This window comes from Microbacterium sediminicola (genome assembly GCF_039531125.1).
In the GTDB taxonomy this organism is placed as follows: Bacteria; Actinomycetota; Actinomycetes; order Actinomycetales; family Microbacteriaceae; genus Microbacterium; species Microbacterium sediminicola.
Genome location: NZ_BAAAPL010000001.1, coordinates 550887 through 564910 on the forward strand (window position 1 = coordinate 550887; position 14024 = coordinate 564910).

Consider the following 14024-nt stretch of genomic DNA (forward strand, 5'->3'; position numbering starts at 1 on the left):
GGTCCTCCGCGCGCGGGTGGCGCCCGCGTGAGGACAGCGTGACGCGAGGTCGGAAGGTCAGGTTATGGTGCCGGCATGACCCCGACACCTGAGCTCATTGCGTGGCTCCTCGACACAGACCCGGCACTGCGCTGGCAAGTCGAGCGCGACATCCTCGATGAGGACGCGTCCATCTGGCAGTCGACCCGTGCCCTCGTCACCCGCGAGGGCCTCGGTGCAGCGCTGCTCTCGCATCAGGATGCTGATGGTCAGTGGGCGGGTGGGTCTTATTTCCCCGCCGGATATTTCGGATCGCCCGAGGCCGATGCACCGGGGCAACCGTGGATCGCAACGACCTGGTCGCTGAAAGATCTTCGCGAGTGGGGTGTGGAGGCATCCGCACTCGGCGATACGGCGGCGCGTCTCGACGCCAACAGTCGTTGGGACTACGACGACCTTCCGTACTGGGGCGGCGAGGTCGATGTCTGCATCAACGCATTCACCCTTGCGTCGGGCGCATGGCTCGGAGCGGACATCTCGCAGCTCGTGCGTTGGTTCGATGAACACCGACTCGCCGACGGCGGATGGAACTGCGAGGCCGAGGAGGGAGACTCCGTGCGGTCGTCTTTCCACTCGACGCTGAATGCGCTCCGAGGCATCCTCGCGTACGAGAAGTCGACCGGCGACACCTCGCTGCGCGACGCGCGCAAGAGCGGCGAGGAGTACTTGCTGTCACGCCGCCTGATGTACCGAGCCTCGACCGGCGCATTGGTTGCCCCGTTCGTCGCCGAGTTCCTCTACCCGAACCGCTATCGTTACAGCGCGCTCGCTACGCTCGACTACTTCCGGGATGCGGCGCAGTGGGACCGGTCCGCGCCCGATGAACGGATGACCGATGCCGTACATCTGGTGAGGTCGCAGCGCCAGGCAGACGGAACCTGGATGCAGTCGCGTCGCCTGCCGGGTCGGACATGGATCGACATCGACGTTGCAGCCGGTCAGGCCTCCCCGTGGCTGACCATGATCGCGCTGCGTGTGCTGCGATGGTGGGATCAGGATCGCGGCTCGGAGTGATCTGAGCTGTCGGCCGCCTTGCGCAGCCGGAACGCGCCGGCGAGCCCGAGAACGAGGAACAGCGACGCGACGAGGAGCGACCAGCGGGTCGCGTCGGCGAAGCCGTTCGCGAGGGCGTCGATGGCGCTCGCCGTCTGATCGCCGAGCGGGCTGGAGGACCCCTCGGCGCGCAGCTGGGAGATGGTGGTCCCCGCCGATTGCCGGGTGGTGTCGGCGAGCTGGGTCGCGGTGTCGCCGGTGATGCCCGCGGATGACAGGGATGACGGGAGTGTGATCGCGAGCGCAACTGACAGCGCCGCGCCGGCGAACGCCGTGCCGAGGGCGGATCCGATCTGACGCACCGTACTCTGGGTCGCCGAGCCCTGTCCCGAGACCTCGACAGGCACGTCACGCAGCACGGTCCCCGTCAACTGCGCGGACGCGAGCCCGAGCCCGAGCCCGTAGATGACGAGCGGAATCGCCACCAGCCACGGCGAGGTCTTCGCGCCCAGGACGAGGGCGACGACGATCACGCCGATCACCTCGAGCGACAGTCCGATCAGGACCGTGCCGGGTGACCCGAAGCGCGCGGCGAGGTGGCGTGCCGAGGCGCCCGAGAAGAAGGCGCCGATCGCCATCGCGGCCAGCACCAGGCCGGCCCCCATGACATCCAGTCCCAGGGCGTTCACGAGGTACAGCGGCAACACGAAGATGATGGCGAACTCGCCGACCGCGACAGCGGCGGCCGTCACATTCCCCCAGGAGAAGGTCGCAAGTCGGAACAGATTCAGATCGAGCAGCGCCGATCTGCGCACCTTCTCGCGATGGCGCTCCCAGATGACGAAGAGGAAGAGCGCGACGGCGGCAATGGCGAACGCGACCGGCACCGCCGAGATCGGTGCCGTCTGCGGCCACACCCACCCGAACAGGTTCAGATCCGCTTTCGGCGTCCACCAGCCGAGGTCGGGACCCTCGATGATCGCGAACACGAGCGCTCCGAAGCCGATCGCGCTGAGGAGGGCGCCGTCGACGTCCGCGCCGGGGCGTCCCTTCACTCCTCGGGTCTCGGGTACCACCCACACCGCGGCCGCGAAGACCAGCAGGCCGATCGGGATGTTGACCAGGAAGATCCAGTGCCAGCTCGCCCACTGCGTGAGTGCGCCGCCGGCGAGCGGGCCGACGGCGGCTGCGCCGGAGATCACAGCTCCCCAGATCCCGAATGCCGCCGCGCGGTAGCGGCCCTGGAACGTCGCGTTCACCGTCGAAAGCGTCGAGGGCATGATCAGCGCGGCACCGATCGCCTGCACCGCTCGGGCGCCGATCAGCGCGTCCGCAGTCCCGGACGCTGCGGCCAGGACGCTGCCTCCGATGAAGACCACCACTCCGACGAGGAAGAGGAGTTTTCGACCCCATCTGTCGGCCAGTCGTCCAGTGGACAACAGAAGAGCGGCCAGGAGGACCGCATAGAGGCTGTTGACCCATTGCGCGTCCGTGAGATCGAGCTGCAGGTCGGCGATGATGTCGGGGAGAGCGACTCCCACGATCGTGCCGTCGAGCACGATGAGTCCCAGTCCGATCGACAGGACGGTGAGCGCGAGCCACGCTTTGCGATCGGGGGCGGCAGGTGGGGCTGCGGGGGATTCAGACATCCGAACCGGATCCTCTCGACTGCGGTGCGGGGATGACCTTCAGCTTGGCAGAAACACCGCCGCCATGCGGGGCTTGCTCAACTCGACGGTGGCCAATCGATGAGGACCAGCCCCTGCTTGGTGTCCGAGACTTTCACCCAGTCCTCGCCGAACAGGTAGGTCATGCCGTAGCCGTTCTCGTCAACGGATACCGAGTACGACGGGTCCTCGGTGATGTACACGCCGTCCGGCCCGTCCTCACGGATCCACCCCTGCGCGACCAGCTCGGACTGCAGGCGCGTCTTGTCGCCGGACCCGAGCGGCGCCCAGCCGTAGACGAGGACGTGGTCGCTGGCCGCAGCGTCGTAGTCGGCCCATTGGCACAGGATGCCGCCATCGAGCACCGAATCCACCGCGTAGAAGTCATCTTCGCGGGCAGTCCACCCCGCGGCGGTGAGTTCTTCCACGAGGCTGGGCGGAATGATCGTCTCGCACGTGGGCTCCGCGTCCGCGGCCATTGTGGCGGTCGGTGTCGGTGTCGGCGCTGCGGCGGGATCGGCATCCGCCGACGGCGCGCTCGTGGGGGTCGCGGTGACCGTGGAATCGGGGGTGGTGGAGCACGCAGCGAGCAGGGGGAGAAGCGTGAGCGCGGCACAAGCCGCGATAGAAGGGCGGCGCATCAGTTCTTCTGATCCGCGTGCAGCAGCGACAGGAACTCCTGGTGGAGCACCCCGTTGGTGGCCAGACTCGACCGGGCCGAGAGGGTGTCGGTGCCGTCGAACGCCGTGAAGCGGCCGCCCGCCTCATGCACGATCGGCGCGTAGGGGGCGATGTCGTACTCCTTCACATCGAACTCAGCGACCATCTCCACGCGCCCCTCGGCGAGCAGCATGTACGGCCACGCATCTCCATACCCGCGGTCGCGCCAGACGGCCCGGCTCAGCCGGACAAGGTCATCGAGGTGGCCCGCGTCGTCCCACTGCTGGATGCTCTGGAAGCTCACACTCGCGGCATCCACCCGGTCGACGTCGGAGACCTGCAAGCGCACCGCTGCTCCCGCGGGGGAGTGCGTCCACGCGCCCAGGCCCGTCGCTCCCCACCAGCGGCGGCCGATCGCGGGTTGGCTCACCACGCCGACGCGGGGAATACCGTCGATCGCGAGGGCGATGAGCGTCGCCCACATCGGGATGCCCTTGAGATAGTTGGCGGTGCCGTCGATCGGATCGATGATCCACTGTCGCTGGGTGCTGCCGGTTGCGCCGAACTCTTCCCCGAAGATCCCATCGCTTGGCCGCTCCGCGGCGAGGATGTCGCGAATCGCGCGCTCTGTCGCCACATCGGCCTCGGTGACGTGCGTGGCGTCCGGCTTGATGTTGATCTCGAGGTCGGCGGCATCGAAGCGGGACATCGAGACATCATCGGCCGCATCGGCCAGTCGCAGCGCGAGCGCGAGGTCGGCGGAGAGGTCGCCATCGAACGGGGACGAGAAGGGGCTGTCGCCGGGGGAGACGGTCACCCGGTCAACGATACGCGGCGGTCGTTGCCTCGATTTCCAGATGACGCAATCGTGATGCTAGAGTTGACCCTCGGTTCGCCACGCGATCTGCGCCGCGCAACCATCTGCACCTCTAGCTCAATCGGCAGAGCAACTGACTCTTAATCAGTGGGTTCAGGGTTCAAGTCCCTGGGGGTGCACAATCTCGGTACCTTCCAGGGCCAACTGCAATTGGTTCGAAGGATCCCGGTGGGTCGTGACGGTTCGCTCGGGTGAACTATTCGAGGACGAAGTGGATAGGGGTGTCGGAGCGACCTTCCGTCTGCTCGCCCTGCGTATGGAACGCTTCCATCAAAGGGACTGCGATTCCCCACCGCGTCCATTCGTTGATGTCTGTGGTGTCGCTATCGAACATGTTCCATCTGTCATCACCGATGGCAGATGGAACGGGAACGTCGACGACATACTGACCTGGGAAAAGGCGATCAGCCCGGAACTCGATCCTAAGTTGGTGTCCGTCTTGATCCACCCGGATCAGCTGCAAGTCGGAGAGATATCCCGCCACATCGAACTCCGACCTCACCGGGTCAACGAAGTCGAGGTCATAGCTCATCCGGCCACCTGGCGTACCCAGGCCGGGCAAACGGTGGGTCCCACGCAATACGCGGTGATTACACCTTTCGGTGAGCCGTCGGTAAGGCGCGTGTTGTTAGATACCACTCGGACATCCATCGACTTCTCGACCCAGCACGTCGCAAGCCAGCAGGTGAACTTCATCGCGGGAGTCTGGTATGTGATTGTGGAGCCGGATACCGACCGGGTCTTCGGAAACTTGGTCGTCTTCTGGATCATTGTCATGCTCACGTTGTGCTTCTGAACATGGGTCCACCCCCAGGTGCTGGTGCCCTTGCGTACGGTAACCCTGATGCTCTTGTTATCCCACCACTGCGACACGATTCCGTAGGCTGGATCGGACGCCGTCTTCGCGATGGCTGACTTGTAGACCGTCGCCATCATCCGCGGCCGCGTGGCATCGCCCGCGTCTGCAAGGTGGTCCGCTCCCGCATCACTTAGTTCCTCAAGCTTGTCCGAGGTGACTTCTTCGAGCACTTCCGCGAGTTCCTCGTCGACGGGCTGACCGACGTCTTCCGCTTCGGTGATGAGCTCTTCGACGGACACGGTCTCACCGAGATCGAGTTCGTCCATGCCGAGCACAGTTACGGAAGTCGGTTCGGTGACGATGAGCGCCGTGTCCTCCGCCGACTGGTCCAGGTGGCCGATCGACGGCGATGCCGACAACGAGACTCCCAGCGAAATGGCTACCGCGAACGCGACAAATCCTTGGAACATTGTTGCTCCCCCAGTGCCGGTTCGCCCCCGATGAACTCTCGGCGAGCAGAATCTAGCAGCATGTTTCTTCGGTGGGCAACAGCGGGTTTACCCGCTCGATGGCGGCGGTCGTCCGACCCATTCACAAGCACGTCGGCGAGCGCTGATCGGACCGCTGCTGCTGATTCGATGGGCGGGCCGCAGCCGACGTCCGCGCCTATCTCACGCGACCCCGGCCGCGGAGTTCCTTAGTGATCGTCTTGCCATCGAATCCGAGCTGCCGTCCAATCGCCGCACGCGACAGACCCTCGCGATGGAGTTGCACGGCACGGTCGATCTCGGGTTCACTCTTGTGGCGGGCGGTCCGTACGCCGCGCTCCGACAGGTACTTGAGCACGGTAGTTCGTGACCCCCCCCAGTTCGCGGGCGACCTCATGGGTATTACGAAGCTGGTGATACATCGCGACGATCTCATCGATCTCGTCACTGCTGTAACGACGGGCTCGTGCTCGAGGAGTGGGGGAGTGCGTGCGCTCCACGTGTTCCGATGCCGCCCGCCTACAGAGGTCGCGAATCCGTTCCACCTCTGTTTGAGAATTCAAGTAGCGTCCTAGGAGGCGCACCACAAGAAGAGCCCGTGCGACCCATCTCATGCTCGCGAGTTTTCCGAGATCGCGCTGCCGCTACACGCCGACTCAGCCGACGCGTGAGGACGTGAGTCGCGTCGTGAGCTGGTGGGCATGCGCGAGCAGCGTGCGCCCCAGCTCTGCCTGCCGGTCGGGCCCAAAACGGAAGTGCACGCCCGTGAGACTCAACGCCCACTGGGGATGTCCGTCCGGCGTGAAGACGGCGGCGCCGACTCCATAGCTGCCCTCGACGATGAGGCCGGGATTGACGGCGTAGCCGCGTTCCTTCGTTTCCTGAAGGCGGGCACGCAGTCGCGACTCCCCGTGCGGCCTGCCCCAGTGCTCGCCGAGGTCGGTGTGCCGTGCGAAGTACGCGTCCACATCATGGTCGGGCAGGAACGCGAGGATGGCAAGGCCTGCGGAGGCCACGCCGAGCGGGAAGCGCACCCCTTCGGACAGCACGAAGGAGCGGATGGGAAAGCTTCCCTCCTCTCGGAGGAGGCACACCGTCTCATCTCCGCGCCGCACGGAGAGGAATGCGCTCTCCTCGGTCCGCACGGCGAGGGAGCGCACGATGTCGCGAGCGACCGCGGTCACGTCATAGCGGTTCGCCGCCGCTGTTCCCATGAGATAGAGCTCCGGACCGGGGAGCCATGTGCCTCGCACGTCGTCCTGGTCGACCAGTCCCTCGCTGCGCAGAGCCGACAGGAGCCGGTAGGTCGTGGGGCGGGTCAGGTTGGCACGGTGGGCGAGGTCGGTGACGGTCAGCCCCGCTGACCCTCCCGCGGAGACCAGGCGCAGCAGGCGCGCCGCGCGCGCGACAGCCTGGGCGCCGACGACGGGTGCGGGTGTGTTCATAATGTGGACGTTACGACCCCGGGTGTCCACATGGCAAGCACCCGATTGCCGACGCGATGGCGGCGCGCGGACGATGGGGGACGTCGACGCACCGCAGCGACGACCTCGGACCGGAGGAAGGACTCTCTGTGATCGACAAGACGTGGGCCACGCCGCAGGAGGCTGTGGCGGACATCCCGGACGGCGCGAGCATCGCGGTCGGCGGATTCGGACTCTCCGGCAATCCGATGGAACTGATCCGTGCGTTGCACGCGCAGGGGACATCCGACCTGTCCATCGCGTCCAACAACTGCGGGGTGGATGACTGGGGCCTCGGGATCCTTCTCGCCGATAAGCGCATCCGAAAGATGACCTCGTCGTACGTCGGGGAGAACAAGGAGTTCGAGCGCCAGTTCCTCACGGGTGAGCTCGAACTCGAACTCACCCCCCAGGGCACGCTCGCGGAGAAGCTCCGGGCCGGAGGAGCGGGCATCGCCGCGTTCTTCACCCAGACAGGTGTCGGCACGCAGGTCGCCGAGGGCGGGCTTCCCCGCAGATATGACGGATCGGGCGGGGTCGCGGTGGCATCGCCCGCGAAGGACATCCGTAGCTTCGACGTCACCGGCACTGCCCGCGACTATGTGCTCGAAGAGGCGATCGTCACCGACTTCGCCCTCGTGCACGCCTGGCGGGCCGACCGTCACGGCAACCTGGTCTTCACCAAGGCCGCCCGCAACTTCAACCCGTTGGCCGCGATGGCAGGGCGCGTGTGCATCGTCCAGGTCGAGGAACTCGTCGAACCCGGACAGATCGACCCCGACACCGTTCATCTGCCGGGCGTGTACGTGCACCGGATCGTGGAGGTCGGCCCCCGCATCGAGAAGCGCATCGAGAAGCGCACCGTGACCGCACCGGAGGAAGCGAACTGACATGGTTCTCACCCGCAACGAGATGGCCGCGCGCGCCGCGCAGGAGCTGACCGACGGCGCCTACGTGAACCTCGGCATCGGCCTCCCGACCCTCGTCCCCAACTTCGTTCCCGAGAACGTCACTGTCGTCCTGCAGTCCGAGAACGGCATCCTCGGTGTCGGTCCCTATCCGCGGGAAGCGGATGTCGACCCCGACCTCATCAATGCCGGCAAGGAGACGGTCACCACGCTTCCGGGCTCGTCGTTCTTCGACTCGGCGACGAGCTTCGGGATGATCCGCGGCGGGAAGATCGACGCGGCAATCCTCGGAGCGATGCAGGTGTCGGTCGGGGGAGACCTCGCGAACTGGATGATCCCCGGGAAGATGGTCAAGGGCCCGGGCGGCGCGATGGACCTCGTCCACGGCGCCGGAAAGCTCATCGTCCTGATGGAGCACGTCGCAAAGGACGGGACCGCCAAGATCGTCGACGAATGCTCGCTGCCGCTCACCGGCCGCGGCGTCGTCGATCGCATCATCACGGACCTCGCCGTCATCGACGTGACTCCCGCCGGGCTGGTCCTGGTGGAGCTCGCGCCCGGTGTCACCGTCGACGAGGTGGTCGCCGCCACCGAGCCGCCGCTGACGATCTCGGACGAGCTTAGGGTTGTCTCATGAACCACGAAGACGTCGTCATCGTCGCCGCCGCGCGCACGCCGCAGGGGCGTCTGAAGGGCCAACTTTCGTCGCTTCCCGCGACCGAGCTCGGCAGCATCGCGATCCGCGGCGCTCTGGAGCAGGGCGGCATCCCGGCGGAAGAGGTCGACGCCGTCATCGTCGGACAGGTCCTCCCGGCCGGATCCGGTCAGAATCCCGCACGGCAGGCCGCGATCGGCGCCGGCATCGGCTGGGATGTCCCGGCATCGTCGGTCAACAAGGTGTGCCTGTCGGGCCTGACGGCGATCATCGATGCGGCGCGGATGCTGCGCCTGGGCGACGCGCGGGTGGTCGTTGCCGCCGGCATGGAGTCGATGTCGCGCTCACCCCACCTGATGGTGGGATCCCGCGAGGGCTGGTCTTATGGCTCGATCGAGGTGCTGGACCACATGGCCTACGACGGGCTGACCGATGCTTTCGACCGGGAGAGCATGGGAGCATCCACCGAGCACCACAATGAGCGCTACGCGGTCACCCGCGAGGCGCAGGATGCCGTGTCGGCGCGATCCCACCAGCGCGCGGCCGCCGCCTGGGACGCAGGGGTGTTCGACGCCGAAATCGTCCCGGTGCCCGTCCCGCAGCGGAAGGGCGACCCGGTGCTCGCGACGCGCGACGAGGGCATCCGACCCGAGACCACGATCGAGACCCTGGCGAAGCTGCGTCCCGCGTTCACCGCGGACGGATCGATCACGGCGGGTAACTCGTCGCAGATCTCGGATGGCGCCAGCGCGGTCGTGCTCACTACCCGGGCGCACGCGGACGAGAACCGGTGGCCGGTGCTCGCCGTCGTGGGGGAGGCGGGACAGGTCGCAGGTCCCGACAACACGCTGCACGAGCAGCCCGCACGAGCGATCGCGGCGGCCTGCGAGAAGGCGGGGATCGCGCCATCCGATCTGGATGTCGTCGAGATCAACGAGGCCTTCGGTGCCGTGGTCGCGCGCTCCCAGGCGGTGCTCGGGCTCTCAGACGACGTGGTGAACCCACACGGTGGCGGGATCGCGATGGGGCACCCGATCGGCGCGTCCGGCAACCGCCTTGTGGTCCACGCCGTGCATGAGCTCGTCCGGCGGGGCCGGGGCACGGCCGCGGTCGCCCTGTGCGGCGGCGGCGGTCAGGGCGACGCACTCATCCTGCGCCGCTGACGTAGCGCAGGAGACTACTTCTTCTTGACCGACGCTTCGATCTCGTCGGCGAACGGCGAGTCGGGAGACACGGGAAGTCCCTTGTCGATGCGGCGGAGGTCGACGATTGCGCCGACGGCGAGCACGAGCGTGATCGCCCAACTCGCCCACGCAAGGATCGTGCGCCATCCGAAGACGCCGTCGCGCAGTTCCCTGACGAGCGAAAAGCCCGTGATCAGGACGGTGATGATGCCGGTTCCGAAGATGTACTTGCCCACCTGCTCCACGCTACCGGTGCCGGCCACCGTGTCCAGTCCCGGCTGCGAGCGGATAGCCTGGGAAGACCGCGAACCGCCACCGAAGAGGAGCCCGCGTGTCCCAAGCCAGCTTTGTCGTCGTCGCCAACCGCCTCCCTGTGGACCGCGACGACAACGGCGGATGGCGGCGCTCACCGGGGGGGCTGGTCACCGCCCTCGAACCGGTGATGAAGGGCGTCGACGGTGCCTGGGTCGGCTGGCCGGGTAAGGCCGATCTCACGCTGGAGCCCTTCGATTTCGACGGCACGCGGCTGATTCCCGTGACCCTCAGTGCCGACGATGTGCAGAACTACTACGAGGGCTTCTCGAACGACACGATCTGGCCGCTCTACCACGACGTGATCGCGGCGCCGCGGTACCGCCGTGTGTGGTGGGACACCTACGTCGAGGTCAACGAGCGCTTCGCTGACGCCGCGGCGGCGGCGGCCTCGCCGGGGGCCACGGTCTGGGTGCAGGACTATCAGCTGCAGCTGGTTCCGCGGATGCTGCGCGAGAAACGCCCCGACCTGACGATCGGCTACTTCCACCACATCCCGTTTCCGGCATATGGTCTCTTCTCCCAGCTGCCCTGGCGCAAGCAGGTGCTCGAGGGCCTCCTGGGAGCAGACGTGGTCGGATTCCAGCGCGTCGCCGATGCCGGCAACTTCGCTCGTGCGGTCAGACGCCAGTTCCACTACACGACGAAGTCGACCGGCATCCACGTGCCGCAGGAGGACGGGTCGGTCCGCAACGTGTTGTCGAAGGCCTTCCCGATCTCCATCGACGCGCAGTCCTACATCGAGCTCGCCCAGCGTCCGGACATCCAAGCGCGGGCACGCGAGATCCGCGAGGGGCTCGGAAATCCGCGGGCGGTTCTGCTCGGCGTCGACCGGCTCGACTACACCAAGGGGATCCGTCACCGGCTGAAAGCGTTCGGTGAGCTCCTCGAGGACGGGCGCCTCGGAGTCGAGGACGCCACCCTCGTCCAGGTCGCCAGCCCCAGCCGCGAACGGGTCGAGGCGTACGTCCAGCTGCGCGACGAGATCGAACTCACGGTCGCGCGCACCAACGGCGACTTCGACACCATGAGCCATACGGCGATCCGCTATCTGCATCAGGCTTTCCCGCGAGAAGAGATGGTGGCGCTCTATCTGGCCGCCGACGTCATGCTCGTCACAGCCTTGCGCGACGGCATGAACCTCGTCGCCAAGGAGTACGTGGCCAGCCGCATCGACAACAAGGGTGTACTGGTGCTCAGCGAGTTCGCGGGCGCGGCCGACGAGCTGGGGTCGGCCGTTCGGATCAATCCGCACGACATCGACGGCCTCAAGGATGCGATCATGCGCGCGGTCGAGATGCCGCGCGCGGAGCAGGGCCGCCGGATGCGCGCGCTGCGCAGGAGGGTGCTCGACCACGACGTGCGCGATTGGTCGCGGCTCTTCCTCGACGCCCTCAGCAATGCCACGAAGAAGGTGTGAGACGAATGACCGCCGCCCCCGCGCTCGATGACGCCCTCGCGAAGATCGCCGGGGTTCCGACGCTTCTGATCGCCCTGGATTTCGACGGGACGCTCTCGCCCCACGTCGAAGATCCCATGACCGCGCGCATGCTTCCCGCAGCGCGGCGGGCGGTCGATGCGCTCGGGGCGCTGGCGCACACACCCGTCGCGCTCGTCTCGGGACGCAGCCTCACAGACCTGCGCATCATCGCCGAACACACGGAGGACTCGCCGATCCTTCTGGCCGCCTCGCACGGTGCCGAGTTCTGGTTTCCGGGCGTCGGTGCGGTCGAGCCGACCGAGGACGATGCCGAGCGTGATCTGCGCGACCGCCTGCGCGCGCGGGCGGAGCAGATCGTCGCCGACTTCCCGGGCGTGTGGATCGAGCCCAAGACGTTCGGTTTCGGCGTGCACACCCGCACGGCCACAGAGCAGGACGGTGCCGAAGCGTCCGCCGCCGTCGACGCGATGATTGCGGACGCCGCGCCGGATTGGCGTCGACGCACCGGAAAGAAGATCGTCGAGTACGCCTTCCGGCAGGAGGGGAAAGACTCGGCGATCGCCAATCTTCGCGCCCGACTGGGTGCCGACGCGGTGCTCTTCGCCGGTGACGACGTCACAGACGAGGATGCGCTGCGCAGTCTGCAGGCACAGGATCTGGGTGTCCATGTCGGCGCAGGGGAGACGGCCGCGACGGTCTCGGTGGCCGACATTCCCTCGATGGCGTTCCTGCTCGCGAGGCTCGCGGAACTCCGCGCCGCCGCGCAGGCGTAGCAGCGCCGCACGGAGGGTGCCGCGCGGGAATAGACTCGACGCATGCCTGAAACCTCCTCGACATCCAGCGACGCCGTCGACATCAAGCCCCGTAGCCGGGTCGTCACCGACGGCATCGAAGCAACGACGTCGCGTGGCATGCTGCGCGCTGTCGGCATGGGCGACGAGGACTGGGAGAAGCCCCAGATCGGGATCGCCTCCAGCTGGAACGAGATCACGCCGTGCAACCTGAGCTTGGATCGCCTCGCGCAGGGTGCGAAGGAGGGCGTGCACTCCGGTGGTGGCTATCCGCTGCAGTTCGGAACGGTGTCGGTGTCGGACGGCATCTCGATGGGTCACGAGGGCATGCACTTCTCGCTGGTCTCGCGCGAGGTCATCGCCGACTCCGTCGAGACCGTCGTCATGGCCGAGCGTCTGGACGGCACTGTTCTGCTGGCAGGATGCGACAAGTCGATCCCCGGGATGCTCATGGCCAGCGCCCGCCTCGATCTGTCGAGCGTCTTCCTCTACGCAGGCTCGATCGCCCCTGGCTGGGTCAAACTCTCGGACGGCACCGAGAAGGACATCACGATCATCGACTCGTTCGAGGGCGTGGGAGCGTGCCTGTCGGGCCGCATGAGCGAGGCGGACCTGAAGCGCATCGAGTGCGCGTTCGCGCCGGGTGAGGGTGCGTGTGGCGGAATGTACACCGCGAACACGATGGCCTCCGTCGCCGAGGCCCTCGGGCTGAGCCTTCCCGGGTCGGCCGCGCCGCCCGCCGCCGACCGTCGCCGCGATGCCTACGCCCACCGCTCGGGCGAAGCCGTCGTGAACCTGCTGAAGCTCGGCATCACCACGCGGGACATCCTGACCCCCGAGGCGTTCGAGAACGCGATCGCCCTCGCGATGGCGCTCGGCGGTTCGACCAACGTTGTGCTCCACCTGCTCGCGATTGCCCGCGAAGCCGAGGTGGAACTCAACCTGCACGACTTCAACCGCATCGGCGACAAGGTGCCGCACGTGGCGGATATGAAGCCCTTCGGTCAGTACGTCATGAACGATGTCGACCGCCATGGCGGCATCCCGGTCATCATGAAGGCGATGCTCGACGAGGGCCTGTTGCACGGTGATGCGTTGACGGTCACCGGCAAGACCCTCGCCGAGAACCTCCGCGACCTGAACCCGGATCCGGTCGACGGCACGGTCATCCACTCCTTCGACGACCCCATCCATGCAACGGGCGGCCTGACGATCCTGCACGGATCGTTCGCGCCCGACGGCGCCGTCGTCAAGACGGCAGGGTTCGACGCGGCCGTCTTCGAGGGCCCCGCGCGTGTGTTCGAGCGCGAGCGTGGTGCGATGGATGCGCTGGAGGCGGGCGAGATCAACGCCGGCGATGTCGTCGTCATCCGCTACGAGGGTCCCAAGGGTGGTCCCGGCATGCGCGAGATGCTGGCCATCACCGCCGCCATCAAGGGCGCTGGGCTCGGCAAAGATGTACTACTCTTGACGGACGGCAGATTCTCAGGCGGCACAACCGGCCTGTGTATCGGCCACATAGCACCCGAAGCGGTGGACGCTGGTCCCATCGCCTTCGTGCGCGATGGTGATCTGATACGGGTCGATATCGCGGCTCGCACTCTCGACCTACTCGTCGATGAGACCGAGCTGAGTTCCCGCCGAGAAGGCTGGGAGCCCCTTCCCCCGCGCTATACCCGTGGCGTTCTCGCCAAGTACTCCCGTCTCGTGCGCTCCGCAGCCGAGGGTGCGACGACGGGCTGAGGCG

The 14024-nt window shown here is 66.9% G+C and carries 14 protein-coding genes and 1 tRNA gene; 8 read left to right on the forward strand and 7 right to left on the reverse strand.

The genetic code is table 11. The annotated features are described in order from the left end of the window. Positions 1 to 75 precede the first annotated feature (75 nt). Entirely contained in the window at positions 76 to 1053 is a 978-nt protein-coding gene (locus tag ABD206_RS02420) for a squalene cyclase (RefSeq protein ID WP_344068751.1), read from the forward strand. Here the strand turns inward: ABD206_RS02420 and ABD206_RS02425 are convergent. From ABD206_RS02425 to ABD206_RS02435, 3 genes are all read right to left on the reverse strand, one after another. Next, a complete protein-coding gene (locus ABD206_RS02425) occupies positions 1032 to 2681 on the reverse strand; it encodes an MFS transporter (RefSeq protein ID WP_344068754.1) in 1650 nt (549 codons plus the stop codon). The genes ABD206_RS02420 and ABD206_RS02425 overlap by 22 nt on opposite strands. 77 nt (positions 2682 to 2758) lie before the next feature. Then, positions 2759 to 3340, reverse strand: coding sequence for a hypothetical protein (locus ABD206_RS02430; RefSeq protein WP_344068757.1), 582 nt, complete (start codon positions 3338 to 3340; stop codon positions 2759 to 2761). Then, a complete protein-coding gene (locus ABD206_RS02435; RefSeq protein WP_344068760.1) occupies positions 3340 to 4176 on the reverse strand; it encodes an inositol monophosphatase family protein in 837 nt (278 codons plus the stop codon). Before ABD206_RS02435 ends, ABD206_RS02430 begins: the two co-directional genes overlap by 1 nt. Positions 4177 to 4282: 106 nt before the next feature. Here ABD206_RS02435 and ABD206_RS02440 point away from each other — a divergent pair. After that, positions 4283 to 4355: transfer RNA gene (locus ABD206_RS02440), tRNA-Lys, on the forward strand. 77 nt (positions 4356 to 4432) lie between these two features. Here the strand turns inward: ABD206_RS02440 and ABD206_RS02445 are convergent. The 3 genes from ABD206_RS02445 to ABD206_RS02455 all read right to left on the reverse strand — a co-directional run bounded on the left by ABD206_RS02445 (position 4433) and on the right by ABD206_RS02455 (position 6968). After that, on the reverse strand, positions 4433 to 4768 hold the full coding sequence (locus ABD206_RS02445) for a hypothetical protein (RefSeq protein ID WP_344068763.1): 336 nt from the start codon (positions 4766 to 4768) through the stop codon (positions 4433 to 4435). Next, positions 4765 to 5505: a hypothetical protein gene (locus ABD206_RS02450; RefSeq protein ID WP_344068765.1), complete on the reverse strand. Its 741-nt coding sequence runs from the start codon at positions 5503 to 5505 to the stop codon at positions 4765 to 4767. The genes ABD206_RS02445 and ABD206_RS02450 overlap by 4 nt, the downstream gene beginning before the upstream one ends. A gap of 674 nt (positions 5506 to 6179) precedes the next feature. Beyond that, positions 6180 to 6968 carry an IclR family transcriptional regulator gene (locus ABD206_RS02455; RefSeq protein ID WP_344068767.1) on the reverse strand — a complete coding sequence of 263 codons (789 nt, stop codon included), beginning with the start codon at positions 6966 to 6968 and terminating at the stop codon, positions 6180 to 6182. A 128-nt stretch (positions 6969 to 7096) separates the two neighbouring features. Here ABD206_RS02455 and ABD206_RS02460 point away from each other — a divergent pair, with 128 nt between their 5' ends. Genes ABD206_RS02460 through ABD206_RS02470 form a run of 3 tightly spaced genes read left to right on the forward strand, consistent with a single transcriptional unit; the run spans position 7097 to position 9712 of the window. Further along, positions 7097 to 7876, forward strand: coding sequence for a CoA transferase subunit A (locus ABD206_RS02460; protein ID WP_344068768.1), 780 nt, complete (start codon positions 7097 to 7099; stop codon positions 7874 to 7876). A gap of 1 nt (position 7877) precedes the next feature. Continuing rightward, on the forward strand, positions 7878 to 8531 hold the full coding sequence (locus tag ABD206_RS02465; RefSeq protein WP_344068771.1) for a CoA transferase subunit B: 654 nt from the start codon (positions 7878 to 7880) through the stop codon (positions 8529 to 8531). Continuing rightward, entirely contained in the window at positions 8528 to 9712 is a 1185-nt protein-coding gene (locus tag ABD206_RS02470) for an acetyl-CoA C-acetyltransferase (protein WP_344068774.1), read from the forward strand. Before ABD206_RS02465 ends, ABD206_RS02470 begins: the two co-directional genes overlap by 4 nt. A 14-nt stretch (positions 9713 to 9726) precedes the next feature. Here the strand turns inward: ABD206_RS02470 and ABD206_RS02475 are convergent, their stop codons facing one another. Beyond that, complete coding sequence (locus ABD206_RS02475; RefSeq protein WP_344068776.1) at positions 9727 to 9969, reverse strand: hypothetical protein; 243 nt, start codon at positions 9967 to 9969, stop codon at positions 9727 to 9729. A 95-nt stretch (positions 9970 to 10064) separates the two neighbouring features. Between ABD206_RS02475 and ABD206_RS02480 the strand changes: the two genes are divergently transcribed. The 3 genes from ABD206_RS02480 to ilvD are packed head-to-tail and all read left to right on the forward strand — an operon-like array spanning position 10065 to position 14020. Beyond that, positions 10065 to 11465, forward strand: coding sequence for an alpha,alpha-trehalose-phosphate synthase (UDP-forming) (locus ABD206_RS02480; RefSeq protein ID WP_344068779.1), 1401 nt, complete (start codon positions 10065 to 10067; stop codon positions 11463 to 11465). A 5-nt stretch (positions 11466 to 11470) separates the two neighbouring features. Then, positions 11471 to 12259 (forward strand): trehalose-phosphatase, encoded by a 789-nt coding sequence (gene otsB / locus ABD206_RS02485; protein WP_344068782.1) that lies wholly within the window; start codon positions 11471 to 11473, stop codon positions 12257 to 12259. 42 nt (positions 12260 to 12301) lie between these two features. Further along, complete coding sequence (ilvD, locus tag ABD206_RS02490) at positions 12302 to 14020, forward strand: dihydroxy-acid dehydratase (RefSeq protein ID WP_344068784.1); 1719 nt, start codon at positions 12302 to 12304, stop codon at positions 14018 to 14020. The last annotated feature ends 4 nt before the right edge of the window (positions 14021 to 14024 follow it).

Excerpts from the sequence above, each read along its gene's own strand:
- ABD206_RS02450 (WP_344068765.1), bottom strand. The coding sequence starts at position 5,505 with ATGTTCCAAGGATTTGTCGCGTTCGCGGTAGCCATTTCGCTGGGAGTC.
- ABD206_RS02445 (WP_344068763.1), bottom strand. The coding sequence starts at position 4,768 with ATGAGCTATGACCTCGACTTCGTTGACCCGGTGAGGTCGGAGTTCGAT.
- ABD206_RS02465 (WP_344068771.1), top strand. The coding sequence starts at position 7,878 with ATGGTTCTCACCCGCAACGAGATGGCCGCGCGCGCCGCGCAGGAGCTG.
- ABD206_RS02470 (WP_344068774.1), top strand. The coding sequence starts at position 8,528 with ATGAACCACGAAGACGTCGTCATCGTCGCCGCCGCGCGCACGCCGCAG.
- ABD206_RS02430 (WP_344068757.1), bottom strand. The coding sequence starts at position 3,340 with ATGCGCCGCCCTTCTATCGCGGCTTGTGCCGCGCTCACGCTTCTCCCC.
- ABD206_RS02420 (WP_344068751.1), top strand. The coding sequence starts at position 76 with ATGACCCCGACACCTGAGCTCATTGCGTGGCTCCTCGACACAGACCCG.
- ilvD (WP_344068784.1), top strand. The coding sequence starts at position 12,302 with ATGCCTGAAACCTCCTCGACATCCAGCGACGCCGTCGACATCAAGCCC.
- ABD206_RS02425 (WP_344068754.1), bottom strand. The coding sequence starts at position 2,681 with ATGTCTGAATCCCCCGCAGCCCCACCTGCCGCCCCCGATCGCAAAGCG.
- otsB (WP_344068782.1), top strand. The coding sequence starts at position 11,471 with ATGACCGCCGCCCCCGCGCTCGATGACGCCCTCGCGAAGATCGCCGGG.
- ABD206_RS02455 (WP_344068767.1), bottom strand. The coding sequence starts at position 6,968 with ATGAACACACCCGCACCCGTCGTCGGCGCCCAGGCTGTCGCGCGCGCG.